The sequence below is a fragment of the Psychrobacter sp. NG25 genome, from assembly GCF_015234355.1.
GTDB lineage: Bacteria > Pseudomonadota > Gammaproteobacteria > Pseudomonadales > Moraxellaceae > Psychrobacter.
The window spans coordinates 95121-117296 of record NZ_JADGMV010000005.1 but is presented as its reverse complement, the minus strand read 5'-3'; the positions used below and the strand labels follow the sequence as shown (position 1 = coordinate 117296).

The 22176-nt window shown below is 42.7% G+C and carries 20 protein-coding genes; 8 read left to right on the top strand and 12 right to left on the bottom strand.

Annotation, left to right across the window (positions count from 1 at the left end; all coding sequences use genetic code 11):
* Positions 1-143: 143 nt before the first annotated feature.
* The 3 genes from IPZ60_RS08975 to IPZ60_RS08965 form a co-directional block, all read right to left on the bottom strand.
* Entirely contained in the window at positions 144-1058 is a 915-nt protein-coding gene (locus IPZ60_RS08975) for an ATP-binding cassette domain-containing protein (RefSeq protein ID WP_194197466.1), read from the bottom strand.
* A 79-nt stretch (positions 1059-1137) separates the two neighbouring features.
* The gene (locus IPZ60_RS08970; RefSeq protein WP_194197465.1) at positions 1138-3093 is read right to left on the bottom strand and encodes a glycine betaine ABC transporter substrate-binding protein; all 1956 of its coding nucleotides are present in this window, start codon (positions 3091-3093) and stop codon (positions 1138-1140) included.
* Positions 3094-3385: 292 nt separating this feature from the next.
* Positions 3386-4870 carry a coniferyl aldehyde dehydrogenase gene (locus IPZ60_RS08965; RefSeq protein WP_194197464.1) on the bottom strand — a complete coding sequence of 495 codons (1485 nt, stop codon included), beginning with the start codon at positions 4868-4870 and terminating at the stop codon, positions 3386-3388.
* Positions 4871-5286: 416 nt separating this feature from the next.
* Between IPZ60_RS08965 and lipB the strand changes: the two genes are divergently transcribed.
* From lipB to IPZ60_RS08950, 3 genes are all read left to right on the top strand, one after another.
* The gene (gene lipB, locus IPZ60_RS08960) at positions 5287-6120 is read left to right on the top strand and encodes a lipoyl(octanoyl) transferase LipB (RefSeq protein ID WP_194197463.1); all 834 of its coding nucleotides are present in this window, start codon (positions 5287-5289) and stop codon (positions 6118-6120) included.
* A 198-nt stretch (positions 6121-6318) separates the two neighbouring features.
* Complete coding sequence (locus IPZ60_RS08955; RefSeq protein ID WP_110923013.1) at positions 6319-6849, top strand: inorganic diphosphatase; 531 nt, start codon at positions 6319-6321, stop codon at positions 6847-6849.
* 159 nt (positions 6850-7008) lie between these two features.
* Positions 7009-7476: a hypothetical protein gene (locus IPZ60_RS08950; protein ID WP_194197462.1), complete on the top strand. Its 468-nt coding sequence runs from the start codon at positions 7009-7011 to the stop codon at positions 7474-7476.
* 303 nt (positions 7477-7779) lie between these two features.
* On the opposite strand, the gene IPZ60_RS08945 is transcribed toward IPZ60_RS08950, so the two are convergent.
* The 3 genes from IPZ60_RS08945 to IPZ60_RS08935 form a co-directional block, all read right to left on the bottom strand.
* Positions 7780-8361, bottom strand: coding sequence for an Imm42 family immunity protein (locus IPZ60_RS08945; protein ID WP_194197461.1), 582 nt, complete (start codon positions 8359-8361; stop codon positions 7780-7782).
* Between the two features lie 124 nt (positions 8362-8485).
* Positions 8486-8908, bottom strand: a complete 423-nt coding sequence (locus IPZ60_RS08940; protein WP_194197460.1) for a hypothetical protein — start codon at positions 8906-8908, stop codon at positions 8486-8488.
* 216 nt (positions 8909-9124) lie between these two features.
* Positions 9125-9718, bottom strand: coding sequence for a hypothetical protein (locus IPZ60_RS08935; protein ID WP_194197459.1), 594 nt, complete (start codon positions 9716-9718; stop codon positions 9125-9127).
* A gap of 318 nt (positions 9719-10036) precedes the next feature.
* Between IPZ60_RS08935 and IPZ60_RS08930 the strand changes: the two genes are divergently transcribed.
* Complete coding sequence (locus IPZ60_RS08930; protein ID WP_194197458.1) at positions 10037-10255, top strand: DUF4926 domain-containing protein; 219 nt, start codon at positions 10037-10039, stop codon at positions 10253-10255.
* Between the two features lie 111 nt (positions 10256-10366).
* On the opposite strand, the gene truC is transcribed toward IPZ60_RS08930, so the two are convergent.
* From truC to IPZ60_RS08915, 3 genes are all read right to left on the bottom strand, one after another.
* Complete coding sequence (gene truC, locus IPZ60_RS08925; RefSeq protein WP_194197609.1) at positions 10367-11146, bottom strand: tRNA pseudouridine(65) synthase TruC; 780 nt, start codon at positions 11144-11146, stop codon at positions 10367-10369.
* Positions 11147-11292: 146 nt separating this feature from the next.
* A complete protein-coding gene (locus IPZ60_RS08920; RefSeq protein WP_194197457.1) occupies positions 11293-11658 on the bottom strand; it encodes a glutaredoxin domain-containing protein in 366 nt (121 codons plus the stop codon).
* Between the two features lie 393 nt (positions 11659-12051).
* Entirely contained in the window at positions 12052-12939 is an 888-nt protein-coding gene (locus IPZ60_RS08915; RefSeq protein ID WP_194197456.1) for an SDR family NAD(P)-dependent oxidoreductase, read from the bottom strand.
* 186 nt (positions 12940-13125) lie between these two features.
* On the opposite strand from IPZ60_RS08915, the gene IPZ60_RS08910 reads away from it, so the two are divergent.
* Positions 13126-13515: a DUF1622 domain-containing protein gene (locus IPZ60_RS08910; protein WP_227669308.1), complete on the top strand. Its 390-nt coding sequence runs from the start codon at positions 13126-13128 to the stop codon at positions 13513-13515.
* A gap of 52 nt (positions 13516-13567) precedes the next feature.
* On the opposite strand, the gene dusB is transcribed toward IPZ60_RS08910, so the two are convergent.
* From dusB to IPZ60_RS08895, 3 genes are all read right to left on the bottom strand, one after another.
* Positions 13568-14599: a tRNA dihydrouridine synthase DusB gene (gene dusB, locus IPZ60_RS08905; protein WP_194197455.1), complete on the bottom strand. Its 1032-nt coding sequence runs from the start codon at positions 14597-14599 to the stop codon at positions 13568-13570.
* 117 nt (positions 14600-14716) lie between these two features.
* A complete protein-coding gene (locus IPZ60_RS08900) occupies positions 14717-16762 on the bottom strand; it encodes a BCCT family transporter (protein ID WP_194197454.1) in 2046 nt (681 codons plus the stop codon).
* Between the two features lie 417 nt (positions 16763-17179).
* Positions 17180-17623 (bottom strand): HIT family protein, encoded by a 444-nt coding sequence (locus IPZ60_RS08895; protein WP_194197453.1) that lies wholly within the window; start codon positions 17621-17623, stop codon positions 17180-17182.
* A 231-nt stretch (positions 17624-17854) separates the two neighbouring features.
* On the opposite strand from IPZ60_RS08895, the gene IPZ60_RS08890 reads away from it, so the two are divergent.
* The 3 genes from IPZ60_RS08890 to IPZ60_RS08880 all read left to right on the top strand — a co-directional run bounded on the left by IPZ60_RS08890 (position 17855) and on the right by IPZ60_RS08880 (position 22163).
* A complete protein-coding gene (locus IPZ60_RS08890) occupies positions 17855-18631 on the top strand; it encodes a hypothetical protein (RefSeq protein WP_227669307.1) in 777 nt (258 codons plus the stop codon).
* A gap of 180 nt (positions 18632-18811) precedes the next feature.
* Entirely contained in the window at positions 18812-20698 is a 1887-nt protein-coding gene (gene ilvD / locus IPZ60_RS08885; RefSeq protein WP_194197452.1) for a dihydroxy-acid dehydratase, read from the top strand.
* A 217-nt stretch (positions 20699-20915) separates the two neighbouring features.
* Entirely contained in the window at positions 20916-22163 is a 1248-nt protein-coding gene (locus IPZ60_RS08880; RefSeq protein WP_194197451.1) for a sodium:proton antiporter, read from the top strand.
* Positions 22164-22176: the final 13 nt, after the last annotated feature.

Genomic DNA, 22176 nt, shown 5'->3' with positions numbered 1-22176 from the left:
AATAAATTAGAGGTTCTCATCCATGACGAATCCTCAATAAGCCGTCAAGTATAACGAAGTTTACCGCTTATTTCAGAGTTCGCGATCAATTGCAGCAGAATTACTACGATTACTCACATCTTCCATGCAAATATCGTATAAACCTAAACCTGTCGATAAATATTAGACACGCTTTGTGCTTTAGCACGCACAAACTGTGCGACATAATCATCTGCTGGATTGTGGCGTAAATCATTGGGCGTGCCCGTTTGCACTAAGCGTCCACCATTTAAGATACTGATACGCTGTCCTACTTTAATCGCTTCATCTATGTCATGAGTGATAAAGACAATGGTCTTGTGTAGCCGCTCTTGTAGCTCAAGTAGTTGGTCCTGCAATTGAGCACGAATGAGTGGGTCAAGTGCAGAGAACGCCTCATCCATCAGTAAGATTGGATTGTCAGTTGCCAAAGCACGTGCCAGACCCACACGCTGCTGCATGCCCCCTGACAACTCATCCGGATAGCTATGCTCTAAATTAGGTAGCCCAACCTCATTTAGCCAATACCGTGCAACCTCGTGGCGATCTTTGGTACTCATTTTTCGCACACGTAAACCGTAAGCGACGTTTTGCATAACCGTCATATGCGGCACTAGCCCAAAGTGTTGAAAGACCATACTGACAGTTTGCTGGCGATAGTGTTGCAGCTCCTTATCATTCAGCTCTAACACATTGATAGCCGCAGATGGTTTTTGAGTAGCAGCAAGTGCATCGTCATCTGTGATAGTAGTCTGCGCATCGATACTCGTATCGACCCATATCTTGCCACTGGTTGGATCGATTAAGCGATTGATATGCCGTATCAAGGTTGATTTGCCAGAGCCTGACAGCCCCATAATACAGTGTAGCTCGCCCGCTTTAACGTCTAAATTAATATCATATAGCCCAACCGAATAGCCCGTTTGCTGCTTTACCGCAGCACTATCCATACCTTCAGCCAATAATGCCATCACAGACTTTGCTTGCGTACTGCTGGCATTGTAAATCTTACTAATATTTTCTAGCCGGATATGATTCATCGTGGTTCTCGCTATTGGTATTTTTTATTATTTTCTCTTTAAATATTGATCGTCATTACCTATATGATTGGACAGACTACTAACCAATGGATTTTCTACTCGCGTCAATCGTTTTTTGACGGGCACGCTTGCCTTGACCAAATGCCTGCGTAATACGGTCTATAATAATAGCCACGATGACAATCGCCGTACCGGCTTGTAAGCCTTGACCGATATTAAGGGTTTGAATAGATTGCAACACATCTTCGCCAAGACCAGGCGCGCCAATCATAGAAGCAAGCACCACCATGGATAGCGACATCATTACCGCTTGATTGACGCCTGCCATAATGCTAGGTAATGCTTGTGGCAATTTAATCCAGATGAGTAGCTGCAAATGTGTGCTACCAAATGAACGCCCCGCCTCTACCATCTCATGATTGACTTGCGTAATCCCTAATGTCGTCAGACGAATCAATGGTGGCAGTGCATAAATAATGGTGGCAAACAATGCTGGCACTTTACCGATCCCAAATAGCATGAGCACTGGTATGAGATAAACAAAGCTTGGCATGGTCTGCATGACATCCAGTATCGGTGTCACAACCTTGCGCAGCAGCTGACTGCCTGCCATCGCAATGCCAATAGGAATACCAATTATCACTGTGACCAGTACTGATACGATGAGCAGTGCAAAAGTATCAATCAATGCACCCCATAGTCCAAATGCACCAATCAAAAATAGCCCTGCACCGCATGCCAGCGCAAACCAAACCTTGCGCACACCAAACCAGCCCAACACTGTGACAAGCGCAATAATCAGCCATGGTGGAATGACCGTTAATAGGCGCTCAATGGGTAGCAATAAATAGGTTAATGCCATCGTACTGATGCTACGAAATACGTCACCGTAATTTTGAACAACGCTTGCCAATGTGTTATTGAGCGGTGTCTCAAGTGACCATGAGGGGAAGCTTGATGCGAGGCCGAGCTGGTTATCACTGGCAAAGTTATCATTGGCAGAGTTATTATTAACAGCCGTATTGTCGATAGCATCGCCTGTTAAGCTGATACCTAACTTCGCCGCAAGATTGGTAGCAGCCTCGTCAGATAACCATTTTTGCCAAACGTTTGGGTTTTCACGCAAAAACAGCAATGCTTGCTCCTCTCCGCTACGTTTGCTTTCACTCATCTCTAAGATAGCGCCATTGAGCTCATCAGAAGTAAACTGTATTTTTTTGAAGACATCCGCCAGCTCTGGATTAGACTCAATAAATGGTGTAGAGACTGCAATACCTAAAGGCGATACAGGGAATCCAGAGACACAATCCATAGTGCCATCTGCTAGTAACAAATCCTGCCAACAGGCATCGTTATGGGCAGGAAAACCCAATGGCGCAAAATCATACTTTGCCATCAGGCCCGTAGGCTGCCAGTAGTAAAATAAGAGTGGCTTATGCTGCTCAAAAGCCGATGAAATCTCGGCATCAAGTGCAGCCCCTGTGCCAGGATGAACGTTATTAAAAACACGGTCTAAACCTGTGGTTTTGAGCAATCGTGTATTGAATATCTCGCACGTCCAACCAGTTGGACAGTTCATAAAGCGTGATTGACTAGGATCTTCAGGATCTTTAAACAGCTCAGTGTATTTAGGCAGATCCTGATAACTGCGTAAACCTGGGTTTTCTTCTAATACATATTTAGGAACATACCAACCTTGGGTTGCACCGCCCTTGAGCGTATCACCAATGATTGCCACCTTATTCTGCTCAATGGCCTGCTCCATGATTGGTGAGCGGCCAACCCACTGCTCCCCGATGACTTGAATATCGTTCTGTGACAGCGCAGTATCAAGCGCAGGACCCGCGCCCGGTACTTCTTCGACTGTACAACCGTAACCCTTTTCAGCGATGTACTTGAGCACCCCTGAGGTAAACTGACCACTTTCCCATGTCAGCGCGCCAAATTTAATCGGCGACTCGCAAGCTGCTGACGCCGATATCGGCAGTAACAGCACGCTCATACAGAGTAAACTTAACGCAATCCATTGGCGCATGGGGTGTCCTATTGATAATTAATGCGGCATTAAATCGATGACACGATACTGCTGTCTAGACTTACTACAAAGTGTAGCGACTTATCAGACTGATGACAAATGCTTATTTTTCGGTTATTCAAAACCATTATCATTCTGCCAAACCTATCGAAAAACTGTCATTACAATTGAGTAAATCACCTTCGTCTTTAATAAAATTTTGACAAAAAAATAGCACCTACTTAAGTAGATGCTTTTTTACTATCATTAATAAATAGCCAATAGCTCTTGCAAGACTGTTGCTTTAAAAACACTATTTCAAAAACAGTGCCATGGCCTTTTTGAACAAGCCACCATAAGGTGGTAGTAATAGATTCAGACCGTTTAGTTTAGATTGTACAAACACTGGTTTCATATGGCTTAAACGCTCAAATCCTGCCTTGCCATGGTAAACACCCGTACCTGATTCACCGACACCGCCAAACGGCAAATCATGCTGAGCCACATGTATCAAAACCTCATTAATACATAGACCACCAGAAACCGTGTTGTTACGCACTTTTTCGATACCACCGTAGTTATCACCAAAAATGTATAAGGCTAATGGTCGTGGACGTGCATTCACAAACGCAATCGCATCATCAAGCGTCTCATAATGCATCAATGGTAGTATCGGTGCAAAAATTTCATTTTGCATGACCGTACTATCAGCCGCAGGCTCACTCACAATCACTGGCGGCATTAGACGCGTTTCAATATTGGCTTCAATAGCAGTAAGCGGATGTATCTCGTTACCTGACAACGAATCCAGATAGCCTTTCACTCGTTTAAACTGGTCACCATTGATGATGCGAGAATAATCTGGATTGTTTTCAATATTAGGATAGTGTTTTTCCATCCATGCTTTTGCCAAACTGATGAACTGCTCATGGTGTTGACGCTGAATCAACACATAGTCAGGTGCAATACAGGTTTGACCCGCATTCAATGTCTTGCCCATCATCACGCGATTAACCACAGACTCCAGATTGGCATCATCCAACACAATCACGGGAGACTTACCACCAAGCTCAAGTGTGACTGGTGTCAAATTAGGCGCCGCCGCTGCCATGACTTTTTTGCCCACTGCCGTTGACCCTGTATACAGCAGGTGATCAAACGGTAACGAGCTAAATGCAGCAGCGATATCGACCTCGCCTAGTACCACACAAACCATGTCTGGAGAAAAATAGCGCGCAACCGCATCCGCAAATGCTTGGGCAAATTGTGGCGCCGCTTCGCTCATCTTAATCATCACCCGATTGCCCGCCGTCAGCGCATCAATCAACGGCCCTACTGCCAAAAACAATGGGTAGTTCCAAGGCACCATAATACCGACGACACCTAATGGCTGCGGCTGAATTTCGTTATGAGCAGGCATATACAAGGCTGAAATAGAAGCTCGCTGAGTTTTCATCCATTTTTTGCCGTGTTTTTTGGCATGGCTAATACCCGTAAAGCTCGGAAACAGCTCGGCAAACTGCGTCTCTGACTCACTACGATAACCAAAATCTGCGTTGATTGCCTTAGCAAAGCTAACTTGATTATCACTGAGCATGATCTCTAAGTTGTCGAGTTGGGTCTCACGAGTTGCCCAATCGTTGATTGGCTTCGTCCGGCTTAGTGCTTGCAGATGTGCAAACTGTGCGTGCATCTCATCAATAGTATTGGCAGTACTAAGCATTTTAGGCGCTCCTTGTTTGACTAGACTGGCATCGGTTGCAGTCTGCTCGCTGGTATTCTGGTTGTTATCTGTCATTTAGCTTCCTTGTTATATGTCTTGGCGTCACTATACTATTATGTTGGGTTATAGCTTTTATATTGGGTTAAAGACTCTATATTTCTAGTCAAGGGATTGCGGCAATGGCAACCTCTAAACGATAAATAATCGTGAGCTTCCATTCATTACATTCTAATGTAGCGTATCAATTGATCAATGAACAGCAGATTAAACTGACTCCTGCGTTTGTATAGCCTGACTACTATAAAACCGCTACCTGCCTGATGATTTTTCATTATTAGTATGTATAGGCGTTACAGAGTGACGAAATAGTGACAAAATATAGTTTTGGGTGCCAATCTTAAAAACTGCTACACTTCATATCAAGAAATGACACATTCAAAATATTAATAATTTAAACTCTTAAACCAGACAACAATAAGACTGTTACCCTCATGGAAAATACCACGCAACCGCTTAATGAAACATTTATCACTAAATATCTATCAGCAGCCGACTATAATCCGACCCATGATGCGATGCTACAACGTACATTAGACCGTATTACTCTAAAAAAAGAACAAGGTCTGCGAACGCCTGATGAATTATGGATTGTCGATCATAATGACGTCTATACTTTAGGGCAGGCAGGTAAAGAAGAGCACATCTTACAACATACCAATACGCCCATCATCAAGACTGACCGCGGTGGTCAAGTCACTTGGCACGGCCATGGACAACTGGTTGTTTATTGGTTATTCGACTTGCACAGCTTGGGCTGGAGTGTGCGCAACTTGGTCTCACATGCAGAACAAGCTATCGAAGATGTGATTAATGAATGCTTACAAGAGTCGGATGCCTCGAAGAGTGAAAATATCAGCGCCCACGCACGTCGCGATGCACCCGGTGTTTACTTATATGCGGATATGCCTGAACCAGATAGCCATACCGATACGCAAACCAACGACACACCTGATGATGATAAAATCATGCTTGGAAAAATGGCCTCGCTGGGCTTTAAGATTAAACACGGCTTTAGCTACCATGGCATCGCTGTCAATTTAAATTGTGATTTGTCAGCATTCAACGCTATCAATCCTTGTGGTTATGCAGGTATGCAAATGCTGCGTCTGTCTGATTTTGTGGCCATGCAAAAAGCGCCAAGTGCACAAGATACTCAACAGATAAGCAACGCTTTAAGCTATGAGCAAGTGACTCAGAAGCTGATTGATAATATTGCCAAACGTCATGCTGGAATGATTGAGCTACGAGCACTCGCACCCAAATAAATACTTTGAGTCCATTTTTGCATAATCTTTTTTTGCATAATCTCTTGCACCCTTAGACTTAAGCAATATGAGAAAATTTGTAGCAAACTTGCTATAATCGCTGTCGGTACAATTGGTGCAGCGATGATATGACAATATCGCAGCCCAACCCTTATATATTATTCAAATATTTAAAACAAAATAGAACTGGAGCATTTTATGGCTGATTTTAATAAAATTCTAGACGCAGGCGACGTAGATGGCGGCATCATCAACGTAGTAGTAGAAATTCCAGCTGGTAGCAGTCACAAAATCGAATGGAATCGTGAGCTAGCAGTATTTGAGCTTGATCGTATTGATCCACAGATTTTTGCCAAGCCTTGTAACTATGGCTTTATCCCTCAAACACTTGACGAAGATGGTGATGAGCTAGATGTGTTATTGCTTACTGAGCAACCATTACCGACAGGCATTTTCTTAAAAGCCAAAGTAATCGGCGTCATGAAGTTCGTTGATGATGGCGAAGTGGATGACAAAATCGTTGTCGTACCTGCTGACGACCGTGACACAGGCAATGCTTACAACAGCCTAGCTGATTTACCAAAGCAGCTCATCAACCAGTTAGAGTACCACTTCAGCCATTACAAAGACCTGAAAAAACCAGGTAGCACAGTGGTTGAGTCTTGGGATGATGTTGCAGAAGCCAAAGAAGTGATCAAAAAATCTATCCAACGCTGGAAAGATCTATAATTTATCAAAGATTGGCAGAAATGCTGATAAAGATAGATATTAAAATACCGCAGTCATGATTATGATTGCGGTATTTTTTTGCTTGAATATTATGTCTATAAAGCAGCTATAATAAACGCAACACTATATTTATATTTTTACGTCGCAATAAGGACAACCATGTTTAACGCCGACCCTAGCTCAAAACCAGTCAATACAAAGCTGCCAAAAGAGATCACCATCATGATTGAAAAAAACAATCTGGTGATGGCCATCAAAACATTGGCAGCTGACGAAAATATCAGCATGGATGAAGCCAAGATACGGATTGATAATTATGAGACACAGCTAAAGGTAAAACAGCAGCAGAAGCTCAATACTATCGCAAACAAGCAAGGCATACCCAATCAGGCTATTAGCTTCGATAGAGAGCAAGAGACTGAGGATAAGTCTGATACATTGGTCAAAAATCGTCTCAAAGCCAATAAGACAGGTAAATCGTTCAAGAACCTGCAAGATGGCGTAGAGAGTCAGCTTGATGACTTGGGATATAAGAAACCACTACTGCCTTATTGGATGAAACGGTTGCTGGTTATCGCTGTCGTTATGGCAGGGTTGTTTTGGATATTATGGCAAGTGTTTGGTTAAAATTCCGTACCGAGAAGTTATAGCTAATCAGCGTGATTGTTCAAATAGTTGATGCCAGAAACCTAACGAGGTCTGTTTTAAATGGTTTCATTATACCAGTCTATTTTAAGTGGTCTGTTAATAGGTTTGAAGGGCAAAATAACTGGTTACCTTGGGGTATACCCTAATTAGGGCTATTTCTGATATGGTGAGATCATAATTACTCGCTGCGTCAGGGATTATTTCTTATCCTACTATTATTGACTGATTGCGGACTGTCAGCTCAAACAAAAAATTTTATTTTTAATGTATTAAGAGTAAAAATTAACGACCTAAAATATCAAGTCTACTTTTTTTTATAAAACTTTCTAATTGGCCAATTATAGTCTGAAATTCTCTATACGATATTTCTACACATTCTAGATCACTGTCTACTATCGTTCCGAAATTAAAGAAATCATGTTCTTTGCTTTTTATATACATTAATATTTTTACCATATCATCGTGTTTTACAGCAAATAAGTAATAACTTAGCGCATTTCCCATAGTGCAACTTTCAAGACAAATATCATATTGAGTAGTCTCTGCGATATCAAGCCATTCATCGATGTTTTCTTCCCACTCTATATCTGAATTTGCACACCAGTTAGGAAATCTTTTCTTTAATATTTCCTTTAGAATATCTAGATTATCAAGCATGTAAAGGTTTGAACATTCTATAAGCTGCGGTGCTGTCTCAATAATGTTTTCGAAATCTCTTTGTAACGAAATTAAACCTGAGTTAGTAACGAATAATCTATTCTTTAACCAAATACCACTTATGCCTTCTAGGTCATTAAATTCATTACTTCGTTCTTGGATAGTATCAACATACAAAGCGAATTCTTCAGGTTTACCAAAAATCATAGTTTATTAGACCTTTTACACAAGTACCATTTTTATTGACTTTCAACACCGAAGCTCCAACGGCTGCAAGAAGTCTAATTAATACATATATAACCTATAGTTCGATGCCTGTATAGCGCACCAATCAGGAATTGATAATAGCCAAAGCTTTTTCACTTTCAGGCTCTAATGCTAGCAGCTTAGCAGCATAATACTTCTTTTGATCTTCAGTCAGCACAATTTCAGGTGGTTCACCAAAATCTAAAATAGAATTTAATATGGAAGTATCGTTCGAATCTAGCTCATGAGCTTTGATAAAATAAAATAAAGCAGATAGTTGAGCACCGTGTATAAAAAATAAATGAGATGAACATAGTACTCCCAAGTGTTTATACCAAAGAGGAGTGTTTTTTTTCTTTGCAACTTCAGCTAAAAGAGTTACCAAATAAACCCCATAATCATCAGCATTGTATATCACGAAGGTCGTTAAACCATCTTCATCTAACGCCGAAATATAATCTAGTATTTTGTTTCGTGGCAGAAAACGTGATAATCGATAGTTTTCCATTTTAATTTCCAGTAATTCAATTACAAGCAATATCGCTTATACTGAATAAAAATAATACTCTAAAATGATCTAAAAGCTCACTACATGTATACCATGAAGTACACTGTGAATATTCTAGCGAGTTAAAACGTTGCTACCATTAGCCTACAGCCGAAGATTCAAGTCCTCACTAGGGTACCAAAATACTTAGTAATCATATCTGCTTTATTTATATATCTACTTCTCTATCGTCGTTGTAGATTGTGTTCTAATGATTTTTAATTGGCTAGTCACTGCTTCTACTGCTATCGGACAAATGTGTTGCCATTCTTCTTGCCACTTAGTTTGATTGTCACCCTTGTACTCTATGCGAGTTAATGTAGCAAATAAGATACCGTTCCAGATAAATGCGCCTGCTTCATCTGGGTCTGTTTTTGACTTCTCACAGACTTTATCATAATTAGACGTTATCGCTATTCCACTTTGATAAGCTAAATTATTGACTGAATACATATCGAAATACACACCACTGCGAGCATCAGGCGGTGCCAAATAGTACTCCCTAGTTTCGATGTCGTATTCGATATAGCTGTGCTTCCATTCATATTCAACAGTAAATGCATTAACCCTAACTTTTAGACGATTCGCTGGTCCTTTGATGACTTGATTTCCAAGTTTGACATAATGATACTGTTTTCCATTCAGCCAATTATTTTCTCGTTGTTCGTTAGGGAGCCACTTATCTTCAATCATCGCGCGGCAACGTTCCCATTTAGCATTAAATTCAACTTCCTCGCTTCGCTCTGTTAAAGGTAGATGATCAGTTGGCATAGGGCGTGTCGTATTGATCATCTCTTGACAGGCAGCAATGCGCCGCGCTTGGCGCTCCTCTGGTGTACCAGTGTCAACACAGCCAGTAAGCTTATATAAGAGTAGCGATAAAATTAGAGAAAAAAGTACCCACAGAGTAAGTTTGATTTTAGTTTTGATAGTCCTATTCCTTTACCGATACTAATTAGCACTTATTAAGTACAGGCTTGAGAAGTCTTTATACTCTTTTATTTCATATCATTGATAGGCTATGCGCAAACAACACTAAAACCTCGATTATTCCCATAACAGACGTTATTAAATATAAGGCTTAGCAGTATGTTGAATATAAACGATGTTATTAAGGTATCAAAAAATATTCAAGACAATATCAGAGCAGGTCATATGGGTACTGTAGTACATATTTTCGATCAAAATCCCCCTGTGTATGAAATTGAATTCACTGACAATGAAGGTCGTACACTCGCGACTGTACCCTTGAAACAAGAAGATATGAGCCTTTATTGGGTTGCCAGCACTGAAACATATTTCAAATAGTTAGCGGTGAATTACTCCAATCATGGAGTACGTCCAGATATAAGCCGATTCAGCATAAGAGACTGTTATTAAACTAAACATACTGGTGATAAACTCTCAACTTTACGCTGCTCAATCTTCAGTACTATTTATCCAACCAAATTCTTCCATAATACGCATCCATTGATTATCTAATCCCGCTTTTAGCAACAACGGTTCACCAGTGACCGGATGGCTAAGCGCTAAAGTCTGAGCGTGCAACAACATACGTGCGCAATCATATTGAGTACGAAAAAACCGATTATGTCTTCCGTCACCATGGCTCGTATCACCCACGATATGATGGAATAAATGTCTCATATGTCGACGCAGTTGATGCTTGCGCCCAGTCTCAGGAGTCAGGCGCATGAGACTATAGCGGGTAGTATCATGCTTTTTTGACACTGCAAACGGCAACTCAATTTGCGCCAAACTCTGCCAATGGGTCACCGCCTCTTGAGCAGGTTTGTCCAAATTGGCAAACTTATCGGCAATCGCATCGGGCTTAAAGCTCAACGCATAATCAACGCTGCCTTGCTCTGACATAAAGCCACGCACTACAGCTAAGTATTGCTTGGTCACCTTGTGTGCAGTAAACGCTTCAGTAAGGCTGCGCGCCACGGCTGGGCTCTTGGCAAACAACAACACGCCCGATGTAGGCTTATCTAACCGGTGCACCGGAAACACATGGCAACCGACCGCATCACGAGTCAGTTGCATGGCAAAGCGCGTCTCACCCTTGTCCAGCCAGCTGCGATGTACCAGTAGACCAGCCTCTTTGTTAATCGCCACCAGATGCTCATCTTCATAGATAATTTCTATTTGGTTAGCTTGGTTAGCGGTTTCTGTTTCGGTTCCGCTTTCGATATCCATGTTTTCAATGCCCATACTTTAGATGTTATTACCTTAGATACTGTTGTTTTAGAAACCACTATCTTAGAGGCTATTGTTTTAGAGATTATTGTTTTAGAAGCTACAACTATATATCTGCTACACAGCCCTAATCTATCAAATAAATGCTAGCCAAAACGCTGTTGCAAATAAGCATTGATATCATTAGATTCATACATCCATTGGACATCGTCGTTTTCTTGAATACGTAAACAAGGCACTTTTATCCGCCCACCATTTTCAGCAAGCTCATTGCGAAATTGCTCATTGTTTTTTGCATCTCGAAGCTCAATAGGCACATTCAATTTATGAATTTGGCGACGTACTTTTACGCAAAAAGGACAAGATTGAAATTGATACAATGATAGATCTGCACCAGCCTTATTAACGAGAGCTTGTTCTTCTTCAGTGCGTTTCATAGCATTACCTTGAGTCATAACACTTATACCAGCAATAATTCGTCCTAGACCTTCTCGTAGCAATTTAACTAACATTCTTACCTCTTCAAATTATCTTATGTGGATTTTTTAACACTCAGAGAATGAGTGCTTAGTGTGTATCTATGTGGCTGTTAAGATTTTTCGATATGCAAAGCTTAATCAATAATCTCGTTGAGCATGAAAGTCGTGATGATTAGACCATGCATGGCAAGTTCATTCTACTATAATCCCAGCCGCCTTGGTTAGCATCGTAAACGAGGCATTTATTCTGAGGTAATAAAAGTAAAACCCTAAAGCATCTAATAGTCTCGCGTTTCTAGTCATCAGATAGCTAAAAATCACCGCTGCTCTACCCGTTTATATAAGTATTAACACCTCTCAAGGTACTAAAAAAGGATACTGCAGTATCCTCTTTGATCTTATGTCAGAGCCAATAAACCTACTATTTTAGTGATACTCACCAGGAAGGATTCTGGCAAAAGCACGCTGAGCAAGGTTTAACTTCTTATCGGTAGTCAGTCCAGCGCGGGTGCTTGGGAAAATACGATAGCCTATCGATTGAATGCCAACGTTGATCGCTGGTGCCAATGAATAAGTAGCTGACGCGAATTTCCCCATATTACTGGCAATGCTATTTGGCTTATCGACGATAGCTCTTGCGACCATCAACGCGGCTTCATCAGGCATTAATGCAGGCATGTAGCGGTATAGCTTGGTTGGGGCAATCATAGGTGTACGAACCAATGGCATAAAGATATTGGTAATCGTCACATTGTCCCCTTTTACTTCGGCAGCTAAGCAGCGACTAAAAGCATCTAATGCCGACTTGGATGCGACATAAGCGGCAAAGCGCGGACTGTTTGCCAGTACACCAATCGAGGATATATTAACAATTTGACCCGTCTGACGTTCAATCATCGTCGGCAAAAATCCAAGAACTATTTTGACAGCACCAAAGTAATTGATATCCATAGTACGCTCAAAGTCATGGAAACGATCGACCGATTCATGAACTGAACGACGAATCGAGCGACCAGCGTTATTGACCAAGACATCAACATGGCCAAAATCTATCAAAATTTGCTCACTAACTTTTTCAATAGCATCCATATCAGTCAAATCGCAAGGGTAATAATTGGCCTTGCCGCCTAACTCTTCGATACTTTCTTTAACGGCTTTCAGTTTGTCTTCAGTGCGTGCTAATAGGATAACATGAGCACCGCATTCGCTAAGCAAAAAAGCAGTACGTTCGCCAATACCACTTGAAGCCCCTGTAATAATAATATTCTTACCTGTTACTGCTTTGGTTATCGCTTGTTTCGAGGGATTGGCCATAAAAAGTCCTTTTTGTTTGTCCTATGCCTATGATCATCTCAATTATAGAATAGCAAGAAAGCATAGACTAAAGTGAATAAAACAGCCATCGCATCCAGATAATTTGACGACTTTGGGAGTTCAAAAACTTATAATAGCGTGATTACTGCATTTGCGATTTCACTGAACATTCATAAGGAATATATTTTGATTGCAACTCTAGCACATTACATTGATGTGATTGCCAAGATAGTAGAAATCATTGGCGTACTTATTATGTTTTTTGGACTGTTTTTTGCTTTTTATCGAGGCGTTCGCCGAACAGGCAGCTTCAATCATGATACTTATGTCGAAATCAGGCAGACCGTTGGCAAATCTATTCTATTAGGGCTAGAGGTTCTGATTGCGGCCGATATTATGGCCACTGTCGTCACAGAGCCTACGCTACGCAGCGTTTTAGTATTGGGGTTTATCGTGCTTATTCGAACCTTTCTGAGTTTGTCACTACAAGTCGAATTAGAAGGCCGATTTCCTTGGCAAAAAGATCAGTCAGCGACTAAACAAACATCAAAGACAGAATCACTTGATAAGCCCTAAGGCTTATTTAATAACCCAATATTCCTTTGGCAGTAAACGCTTGTATTACCTATCACTCATGGGCTTTTAAAAAACTCTCAACAACGCGAAACTGACCAGCAGTACTCTCTTCACCATACATCGCTTGCCTAAAGGCATTAGAGTTTGGAATACCCGTCGTATACCAAGCGATATGCTTGCGCGCGATACGGCAGCCAGAATACTCACCATAAAAGCCATATAACTCTTGCAAGTGCGCCAGTACGATCTCTTTGATTTCACTGACACTAGGTGCTTCCAGAGTCTCACCAGTCCGTAAGAAATGCCCAATATCACGAAATATCCATGGCTGACCTTGAGCAGCACGTCCTATCATCACGGCATCACAACCTGTCAACTCATACACGCGTTGGGCTTTTTGCGCGCTATCAATATCACCGTTGGCGATGACTGGAATACTGATGCTTTCTTTGACTTCACGTATCAGCTCATAGCGTGCTTCGCCCGTATACATATCCTCACGCGTACGCCCGTGAATGGCAATCGCGGCAATGCCTGCTTGCTCTGCCCGCTTGGCCACTCGCAAGATATTTTCGCGGCCATTTTCATAACCCAGTCGCGTTTTTAGCGTTACGGGTGCATCGACCGCGTTGACAGCAGCATCTAGCAAGCGCGCAACCAAATCTTCATCTTGTAGCAACGCAGATCCTGCCAGCTTACGGCAGACTTTTTTGGCAGGGCAGCCCATATTGATATCGATAATCTGTGCCCCATTATCAATTTGATAACGAGCAGCCTCAGCCAACTTGTCGGGTTCAGCCCCTGCTATCTGCGCAGAAATAGGTGCAATTTCATTATCGAAATTGGCACGATACAAAGATTTTTTGCGTGCATAAAGCGCAGTATCAGCGATAATCATCTCGCTGACTGCGTGACCTGCGCCAAATGACTTACACAGTCGGCGAAAAGGATTGTCTGTCACACCCGCCATAGGAGCCACCATCAGACGATTTTCAATCGTCAGACCACCGATAGTTAACGGCTGCAATAATGGATGCTCAGACACTGGCAAAGACGAGGGTAAAACAGGAGAATCTATAGACATAAAAAAACGGCTTGATCTGCAGAGAAAACAAGCCGTTATTCTAAGGAATCCTACACTTATTGCAAGCTATTAACGTGAATAACTTGCATCAGTAAACACTAATTCCCATCCATCCGATTATTTATCAAACACACTACCCTGCTCTAGTGTGATGTCTTCATCATGCTCTTGCATACGCCATGGTAGGCTATCTGGAGACACGTTTAAGAAGTGCAGATATTTTTCGAACTGATCGATGATATCGTTGATGACAGAGTCTGACTTATAGCCGTACAAATCATAAGTTTGACCGCCGCGGCGCAGATATACTTCTGCACGGTGATGATGCTCTTGTGGCAAATCACTAACCATCTTTTCAGTGTAGTAATCAGGAGCGTCATGCTCTGACAAGCGCACCTCATACCAGAACTCGACATCGTCACCGCGCTGTAGCTCAAGTACCGCACGATTATTGACGGCATCATAATTCACAGAGGGCTTCCAACCTGTTTCAGCGAACTTCTCTGAAACCTCAGTCATCGATGGCATCACCACGTTTTTGATATAACTTAAGACTTTGTCTCGTGTAGGCTGATCGGTGATGTAATCAATACGATCGCGCCATGCTGATGAATTGAGCAGATGCGGTGGTAGCTTGCTGTTGTTGTCCAAGCTTTGGTTACGATGGCCTTCGATACGTAACGCACGCCACATCCCAAACATCGCAATCAACATAATAATGGCAAACGGCAACGCACTCACAATAGCAGCTGTTTGCAAGGCTTCTAGTCCACCAGCCAGTAGCAGTGCTGAAGCGACCGCACCTTCCGTCACGACCCAAAATGTCCGCTGCCACCATGGTGTATCACTACGGCCACCAGCTGCTAGCGCATCAATGACCAATGAGCCAGAATCCGATGACGTCACAAAAAAGGTAATAATCAATAGAACCGTTAGTGAAGAGACAAACTGAGTAAATGGCAGGTTCTCTAATAGTTTAAACAAGGCAATTGCTTGATTGTTTTGCACATCACCAATTAATGAGTTATAGCCATCAATCATAATCATATTTAGCGCGGTGTCACCGAATACCGCAAACCAGAAAAAGGTGAAGAAAGTCGGTACTAACATCACCCCTAACACGAACTCACGAATCGTACGACCACGGCTAATTTTGGCGATAAACAAGCCGACAAATGGTGCCCACGCAATCGTCCATGCAAAGATAAATAGCGTCCAGTTACCAATCCAGTCATTGTGCTCATAAGCCTGCAAGCTAAAGGTACGCTCAACGATATTACCCAAGTAGCTACCCGTATTTTCCATAAAGGCATTGAGGATGAATATTGTTGGTCCCACGATAAATACAAAAAGCATCAAGGCGGTTGCCAGTAGCATGTTTAAGATAGACAGTCGCTTTACGCCTTTATCCATACCTGCCAGCACTGATACCAGTGCAGCAGCGGTAATCACTGCAATAGCAATGACCTGAACGCCCGTACTGACAGGCACCAAATCTGGCATGAGATAATTCAGACCTGCGTTGATTTGTGATACCGATAGACCCAAACTGGTTGCGATACCAAACATGGTACCAACAATCGCAAACACATCGACTGCATGACCGATAGGGCCATGTATCTTGTCACCAATCAGAGGATATAAGGTGGAGCGCATCGATAGCGGCAAGCCATGGCGAAAGGAAAAATATGCCAGCGATAGCCCAACTACAGCATAAATCGCCCAAATGTGAAAACCCCAATGGAAGTAAGCAATTTGCATCGCTTCTTTTGCAGCGGCAATCGTCTCTGGTGCAGACATAGGCGGACTGGCAAAATGCATGACAGGCTCTGCAACACCAAAGAAGAGCAACGCAATCCCGTAACCTGCCGAAAACAGCATGGCAAACCATTCAAGAAACTTATATTCAGCCTCTGCATGATCGGGGCCAAGCTTAATCCCACCATAAGGTGAAAAGGCCAGTGCGATAATAAATAATAAAAACAATGCCACTGCCAGCATATAAAACCACCCAAACGTTTCGGTGGTAAAATTCAGCACGTCACTGAACAGTGCTCCCGCAGCATCAGGGTTGATAGCCGTACCAACCACTAATAACAGCATAATAATGGCTGCTGGCACAAACACTGGCAATAAAATAGTCGAACGAGGTAATTTACTCATAAAAAATAATATCCTCAAAATGAATCAAACGAACGTAGATAGATATGATTTTTATCACACTCCTTGCATAAACCCTAGGTAAGTACTGGATTCGTAACATTACTTCAAAGATTGTTACATGACTATTACCAAGCAAATAAAAAAGGCAGCTTGTTAGCTACCTTTTTATTGATATGGACCTATTCGAGATTTATAACTGATATCTCAAGCAAGATTAATGTTTCTAGGGCGTGCCCTCATTTCAGAAATGGTGATAAAAATAAGATAAATTGCAGTCAAACAAGGAAAATAGCGCAGATAATATCGAGATATTAGTCAGCTATTTGACGCTGTTTGGCAAGATTTAGCCATTTTTAACCCATTTAGATGACTATCGATTGGATTGAGGACACGCCCCAATCTCTGATTATATTTTATTTATTCAGCATCAATCACAGTAGCAAGTTGACTGGCAATTGCTGCTAGTTTCTCCTGATCAGCCATCGCAGCAGCGTGACGACCCAGCTCATGAATGCTCGATGGGATTAGATGCACATGGTAATGAAAAACGGTTTGCCCAGCTTGTGCGCCGTTTAACTGCATCTGAATAATGCCCTCACGTTCGAACACTTGACGCTGGGCTTGCATGACTTTCTTAGACGTCATCAAAACAGCCGCAGCATATTCAGGCTCAAGATCGGCTAAATCAACGGCCTTCTGTTTCGGTATGACCAATACATGGCCTTCGGCTTGCGGCATGATATCCATAAAGGCAAGCGTTTTATCATCTTCATATACTTTATGATAGGGAATATCACCGTCTAGCATTTTGGCAAAAATGTTATTGTCATCATAAGTAGTTTGTTGATTCAATTCAGTCATTATTTTTCCTTTGAGAGTTTTATTATTAGTCAATTACTTGCTTCATAGTTATCTAAAATAGATAAAAGCATCTGTCATATAGTGGACGAAATATAAGTTGAGTACAAGGTGTTATCAAGTGTTTAATCAGAATCTATAGTTCATACATTAAGTACCATAACTCACCAATTTATTAGCGAGCCATGCCCTTAAAATGTTATATTGACCCTCTATTTTAATAACATGATGTTTATGAACTCGCCTACCTTGACGACTCAATCAGATAACAATCACGCTCATTCTACAATTAATGACATGCCATCAATCTCTGTATCCGATGACACAGTATCTGTGAACGACGCGGAGCAAGCAAACGCTAGTAATAGCCCGCAAACCCTTGCGCCGAACACCATTATTCTGGCAGATGCATTAACTGATAAAACAATCGCTTGGCGGATTCATAACTGTAAAATCAGCAAAAAGACAGTCACTCAAGACCTTCCGCTGCCCTTTCTATATCATTACGACAGTTTAGATGATGTGATTAAACAGACACATCCACTCACACCTGCGCTACTGGCTAAATTCAATATACCCATGACAGCTCATGAAGCCGCTCAACTCATTGGTATTAGTGAAGCATTATTGGCTAGCCCGTGGCATGTCAAAGTCATCGGCTCATTGGTTGTCTTTAGTGAGACTCTGCAATTAGCAGTACGTCTACATTGGACAAATACAGGCAAAGAGACGCAGCAAATCTATACCAAAAATGCTGCTGACGCGCTCGCCGCTTCATTTAAAGACTGGCAGTTTTTTGGCCGTGTGGATGTGCTCTATAAAAACACTCAGCAGGCACTGGTCAGTATCGACGAACAAGCACCAACCAACGATCAGATTATGAACATCGATGTGAGTAGCGACTATCAGCTTTTGCCATCGACTCATGCGTTAGGGATTATCGCCAAACTGGATGCGGATAAAGTTGAGCTGCCGTGGTTTGAGACAGCGATATTGGAGCGTCTTGAATAGCACTTTTTTGATCCATCATTTATCATAAGCAACGAATTGTTTTTAGGTATTCATATCTAATGGTATGGTAACAACCTAGAATTATTCACTAGTCCTCACGCATCATAAAAAGCACACTATCAATATCACAGCTGAGGCTGAACATTTTAATAAACCTCGCCTATTTGTAAGGAATATCACATGGATTATCGCTCAAAAACCTCTACTGGTGGTCGTAATATGGCAGGCGCTCGCGCACTATGGCGTGCAACTGGCATGACTGACGGCGACTTTGGCAAACCGATCATTGCCATTGCCAACTCATTTACTCAGTTTGTACCTGGTCACGTGCATCTAAAAGATCTTGGACAACTGGTCGCACGTGAAATTGAACAAGCCGGTGGTGTTGCAAAAGAGTTTAATACTATTGCGGTCGATGATGGTATTGCGATGGGTCATAGCGGTATGTTGTACTCGCTACCAAGTCGCGACCTAATTGCCGACTCTGTCGAATATATGGTCAACGCTCACTGTGCGGATGCGCTAGTGTGTATTTCTAACTGCGATAAAATCACACCGGGTATGTTGATGGCCGCTATGCGCCTTAATATCCCAGTAGTGTTTATTTCAGGGGGCCCAATGGAAGCGGGCAAGATTTTAGCCAGTACGGTTGGTAAGAGTCACAATACTGATAGTAGTGACAGCAGTGCGGTTCGTAAACTCGACCTCGTCGATGCAATGATGGATGCCGCTGATGACAGCATTAGTGATGAAGATGTGGCCGCTATCGAAGCCTCAGCTTGCCCAACTTGCGGTTCGTGCTCTGGTATGTTTACCGCCAACTCGATGAACTGCTTGACCGAAGCTTTAGGCTTGGCATTACCGGGTAATGGTTCGCTACTAGCCACTCATTCACTGCGTCGCGAGCTATTCTTAGAAGCGGGTCGTACCATTGTTTCATTGGCCAAACGCCGTTATGAGCAAGATGATGATTCAGTATTACCGCGCTCAATCGCTAGCAAGGCTGCGTTTGAAAACGCGATGACCTTGGATATCGCCATGGGCGGTTCGACCAATACTATTTTGCATCTGTTAGCTGCTGCTAATGAAGCCGAAGTTGACTTTAAAATGTCAGATATCGATCGTCTAAGCCGCGGTGTGCCGTGCCTTGCAAAAGTTGCCCCTGCTTCACAAAAATATCATATGGAAGACGTGCATCGTGCTGGTGGTGTTTTTGCCTTATTGGCTGAGCTCGATCGTGCCGGTCTATTAAGTACTGATGTACCGACCATTCATAGTCCAACGATGAAAGCTGCGATTGATAAGTGGGATATCATGAACGCTGATAACCTTGAGGCACGCGCACGCTTCCTTGCAGCACCGGGTGGCGTACGTACCACTGAAGCATTTTCACAATCAAAAGAATGGTCAAACCTCGATGTCAACCGCGAGTCTGGTTGTATTCGCAGTGCCCAACATGCCTATTCTACAGATGGCGGCTTGGCCGTACTGTATGGCAACATCGCCGAGCGCGGCTGTGTGGTCAAAACCGCAGGTGTGGACGAAAGCATCTTAGTCTTTACTGGTCGCGCGCGCCTATTTGAGTCACAAGATGATGCCGTCGCTGCGGTATTGGCTGATGATATCATTGCCGGTGATGTAGTCATTATCCGTTATGAAGGCCCTAAAGGCGGCCCGGGTATGCAAGAAATGCTTTACCCAACGACTTACCTAAAGTCAAAAGGCTTGGGTAAAGAGTGCGCCCTACTCACTGATGGTCGTTTCTCTGGTGGTACCTCAGGCCTATCAATCGGTCACGCCAGCCCTGAAGCAGCGGAAGGTGGTGCCATCGGTCTGGTTGAAGAAGGCGATACCATCCATATCGACATCCCAAATCGTACCATCAACATGCAAGTCAGTGATGCCGACTTGGCCGCTCGACGTGATGCGATGGAAGCACGCGGGCGCGATGCATGGAAACCTGTGAGCCGTGATCGTCATGTAACCCCTGCGCTACGTGCCTATGCTGCCATGACGACCAGTGCCGATACTGGTGCTGTCCGTGATGTGAGCCAAGTAGAACGCTAAAACGTACAAACTGTGTTTTAAGGTAAATAAGCTATCTTAAAACACATCAATCTAAAGACCCATGAAAAGCCTGCATATCTTATGCAGGCTTTTTTTCACCAAAAAACAACGCAGCAGACGTTTTAATAACGATTTTTTGCGGTAATTAATATTTTTAAACGTCATGATAAGGGTTATCAAAACTGTCCCCTTAAAAATCACGACGTGCCTACTCCTTATGATCGAAAACTATAATTTATTCTTATTAATCTGCGGTGTCGCTTTCTTACTAGGAGCATTGTTTCCTATTATGTTTAAACGCACGCCCGTCTCCTTACCTATGCTACAGGTCAGCTTTGGTCTAATCATGGGCTATTGGTGGACGAGCTTATCATTTTTAGATCCGATGGATAACGGTTTAATTATTGAAAAACTAACCGAAATCGTGGTGCTCGTGTCATTGGTAGGTGCTGGTATCAAGATTGATACCAAGCTGTCTTGGCGATTGTGGAGGCCGACAGTACGCCTATTACTGATTACCATGCCGATTGGTATCTTTGCGATGGCCATTTTGGGGTATTATGCGTTTGGTTTGAGCCTTGGAGCAGCTATTTTGTTAGGGGCTGTGCTAGCCCCAACCGATCCGGTATTGGCATCTAGCATTCAGGTAGGACCGCCTAATACGGGCGGCGAAGATACACCGAGATTTACCCTCACCTCAGAGGCAGGGCTTAACGACGGACTGGCGTTTCCCTTCGTTTATTTAGCAATAAAAATAGCGGAAGCATTTAGTGAAGGCAATCGTTTCACCAGTGAAATGCTCTGGTCATGGTTCACCCATGATGTACTGTGGAAAATTGGCGCAGGTTTGGTGGTGGGTATTGTCGTGGGTAAAGTCATGGCAAAGCTGGTATTTTCGAAATATAGCCAAGACACTACTATTTCTCAAGGCTATGTGGTCATCGCCCTGACACTTGTAGCATATGGATTAGCAGAGTTTGTACATAGTTATGGTTTTATCGCTGTCTTTATTGCGGCATTTGCCTTCCGGCGTTCAGAGCATGAGCACAGCTACCATCACAAACTCCATGATTTCGCAGAGCAATCCGAAGGTTTGCTTATGTCGCTCGTACTGGTTATGTTTGGCATTTTTCTAGGTCAAGGATTACAGTCAGGTGTGGAGCTGACGTGGCGTGTTTACATCGTCAGCTTCACTTTCCTGTTATTGATACGTCCTATTGGTGGGTTTATCGCTTTATCAGGGCTAAATCTTCCTCGCACTGAAAAATACGCTATCTCAGCATTAGGTATCCGTGGTATTGGTACGTTGTATTATTTATCTTATGCGCTAAACCAAGGGTTCTTCGGTGATGAAGATGCACTCAAGTTATGGATTGTCTGCTCAATTGTGATTCTAGCCTCAATCTTCATTCATGGCTTGAGTGCAACTAGGCTACTTAAAATGACACCGAATAAGCCTCATTGAACTTATCAATAAG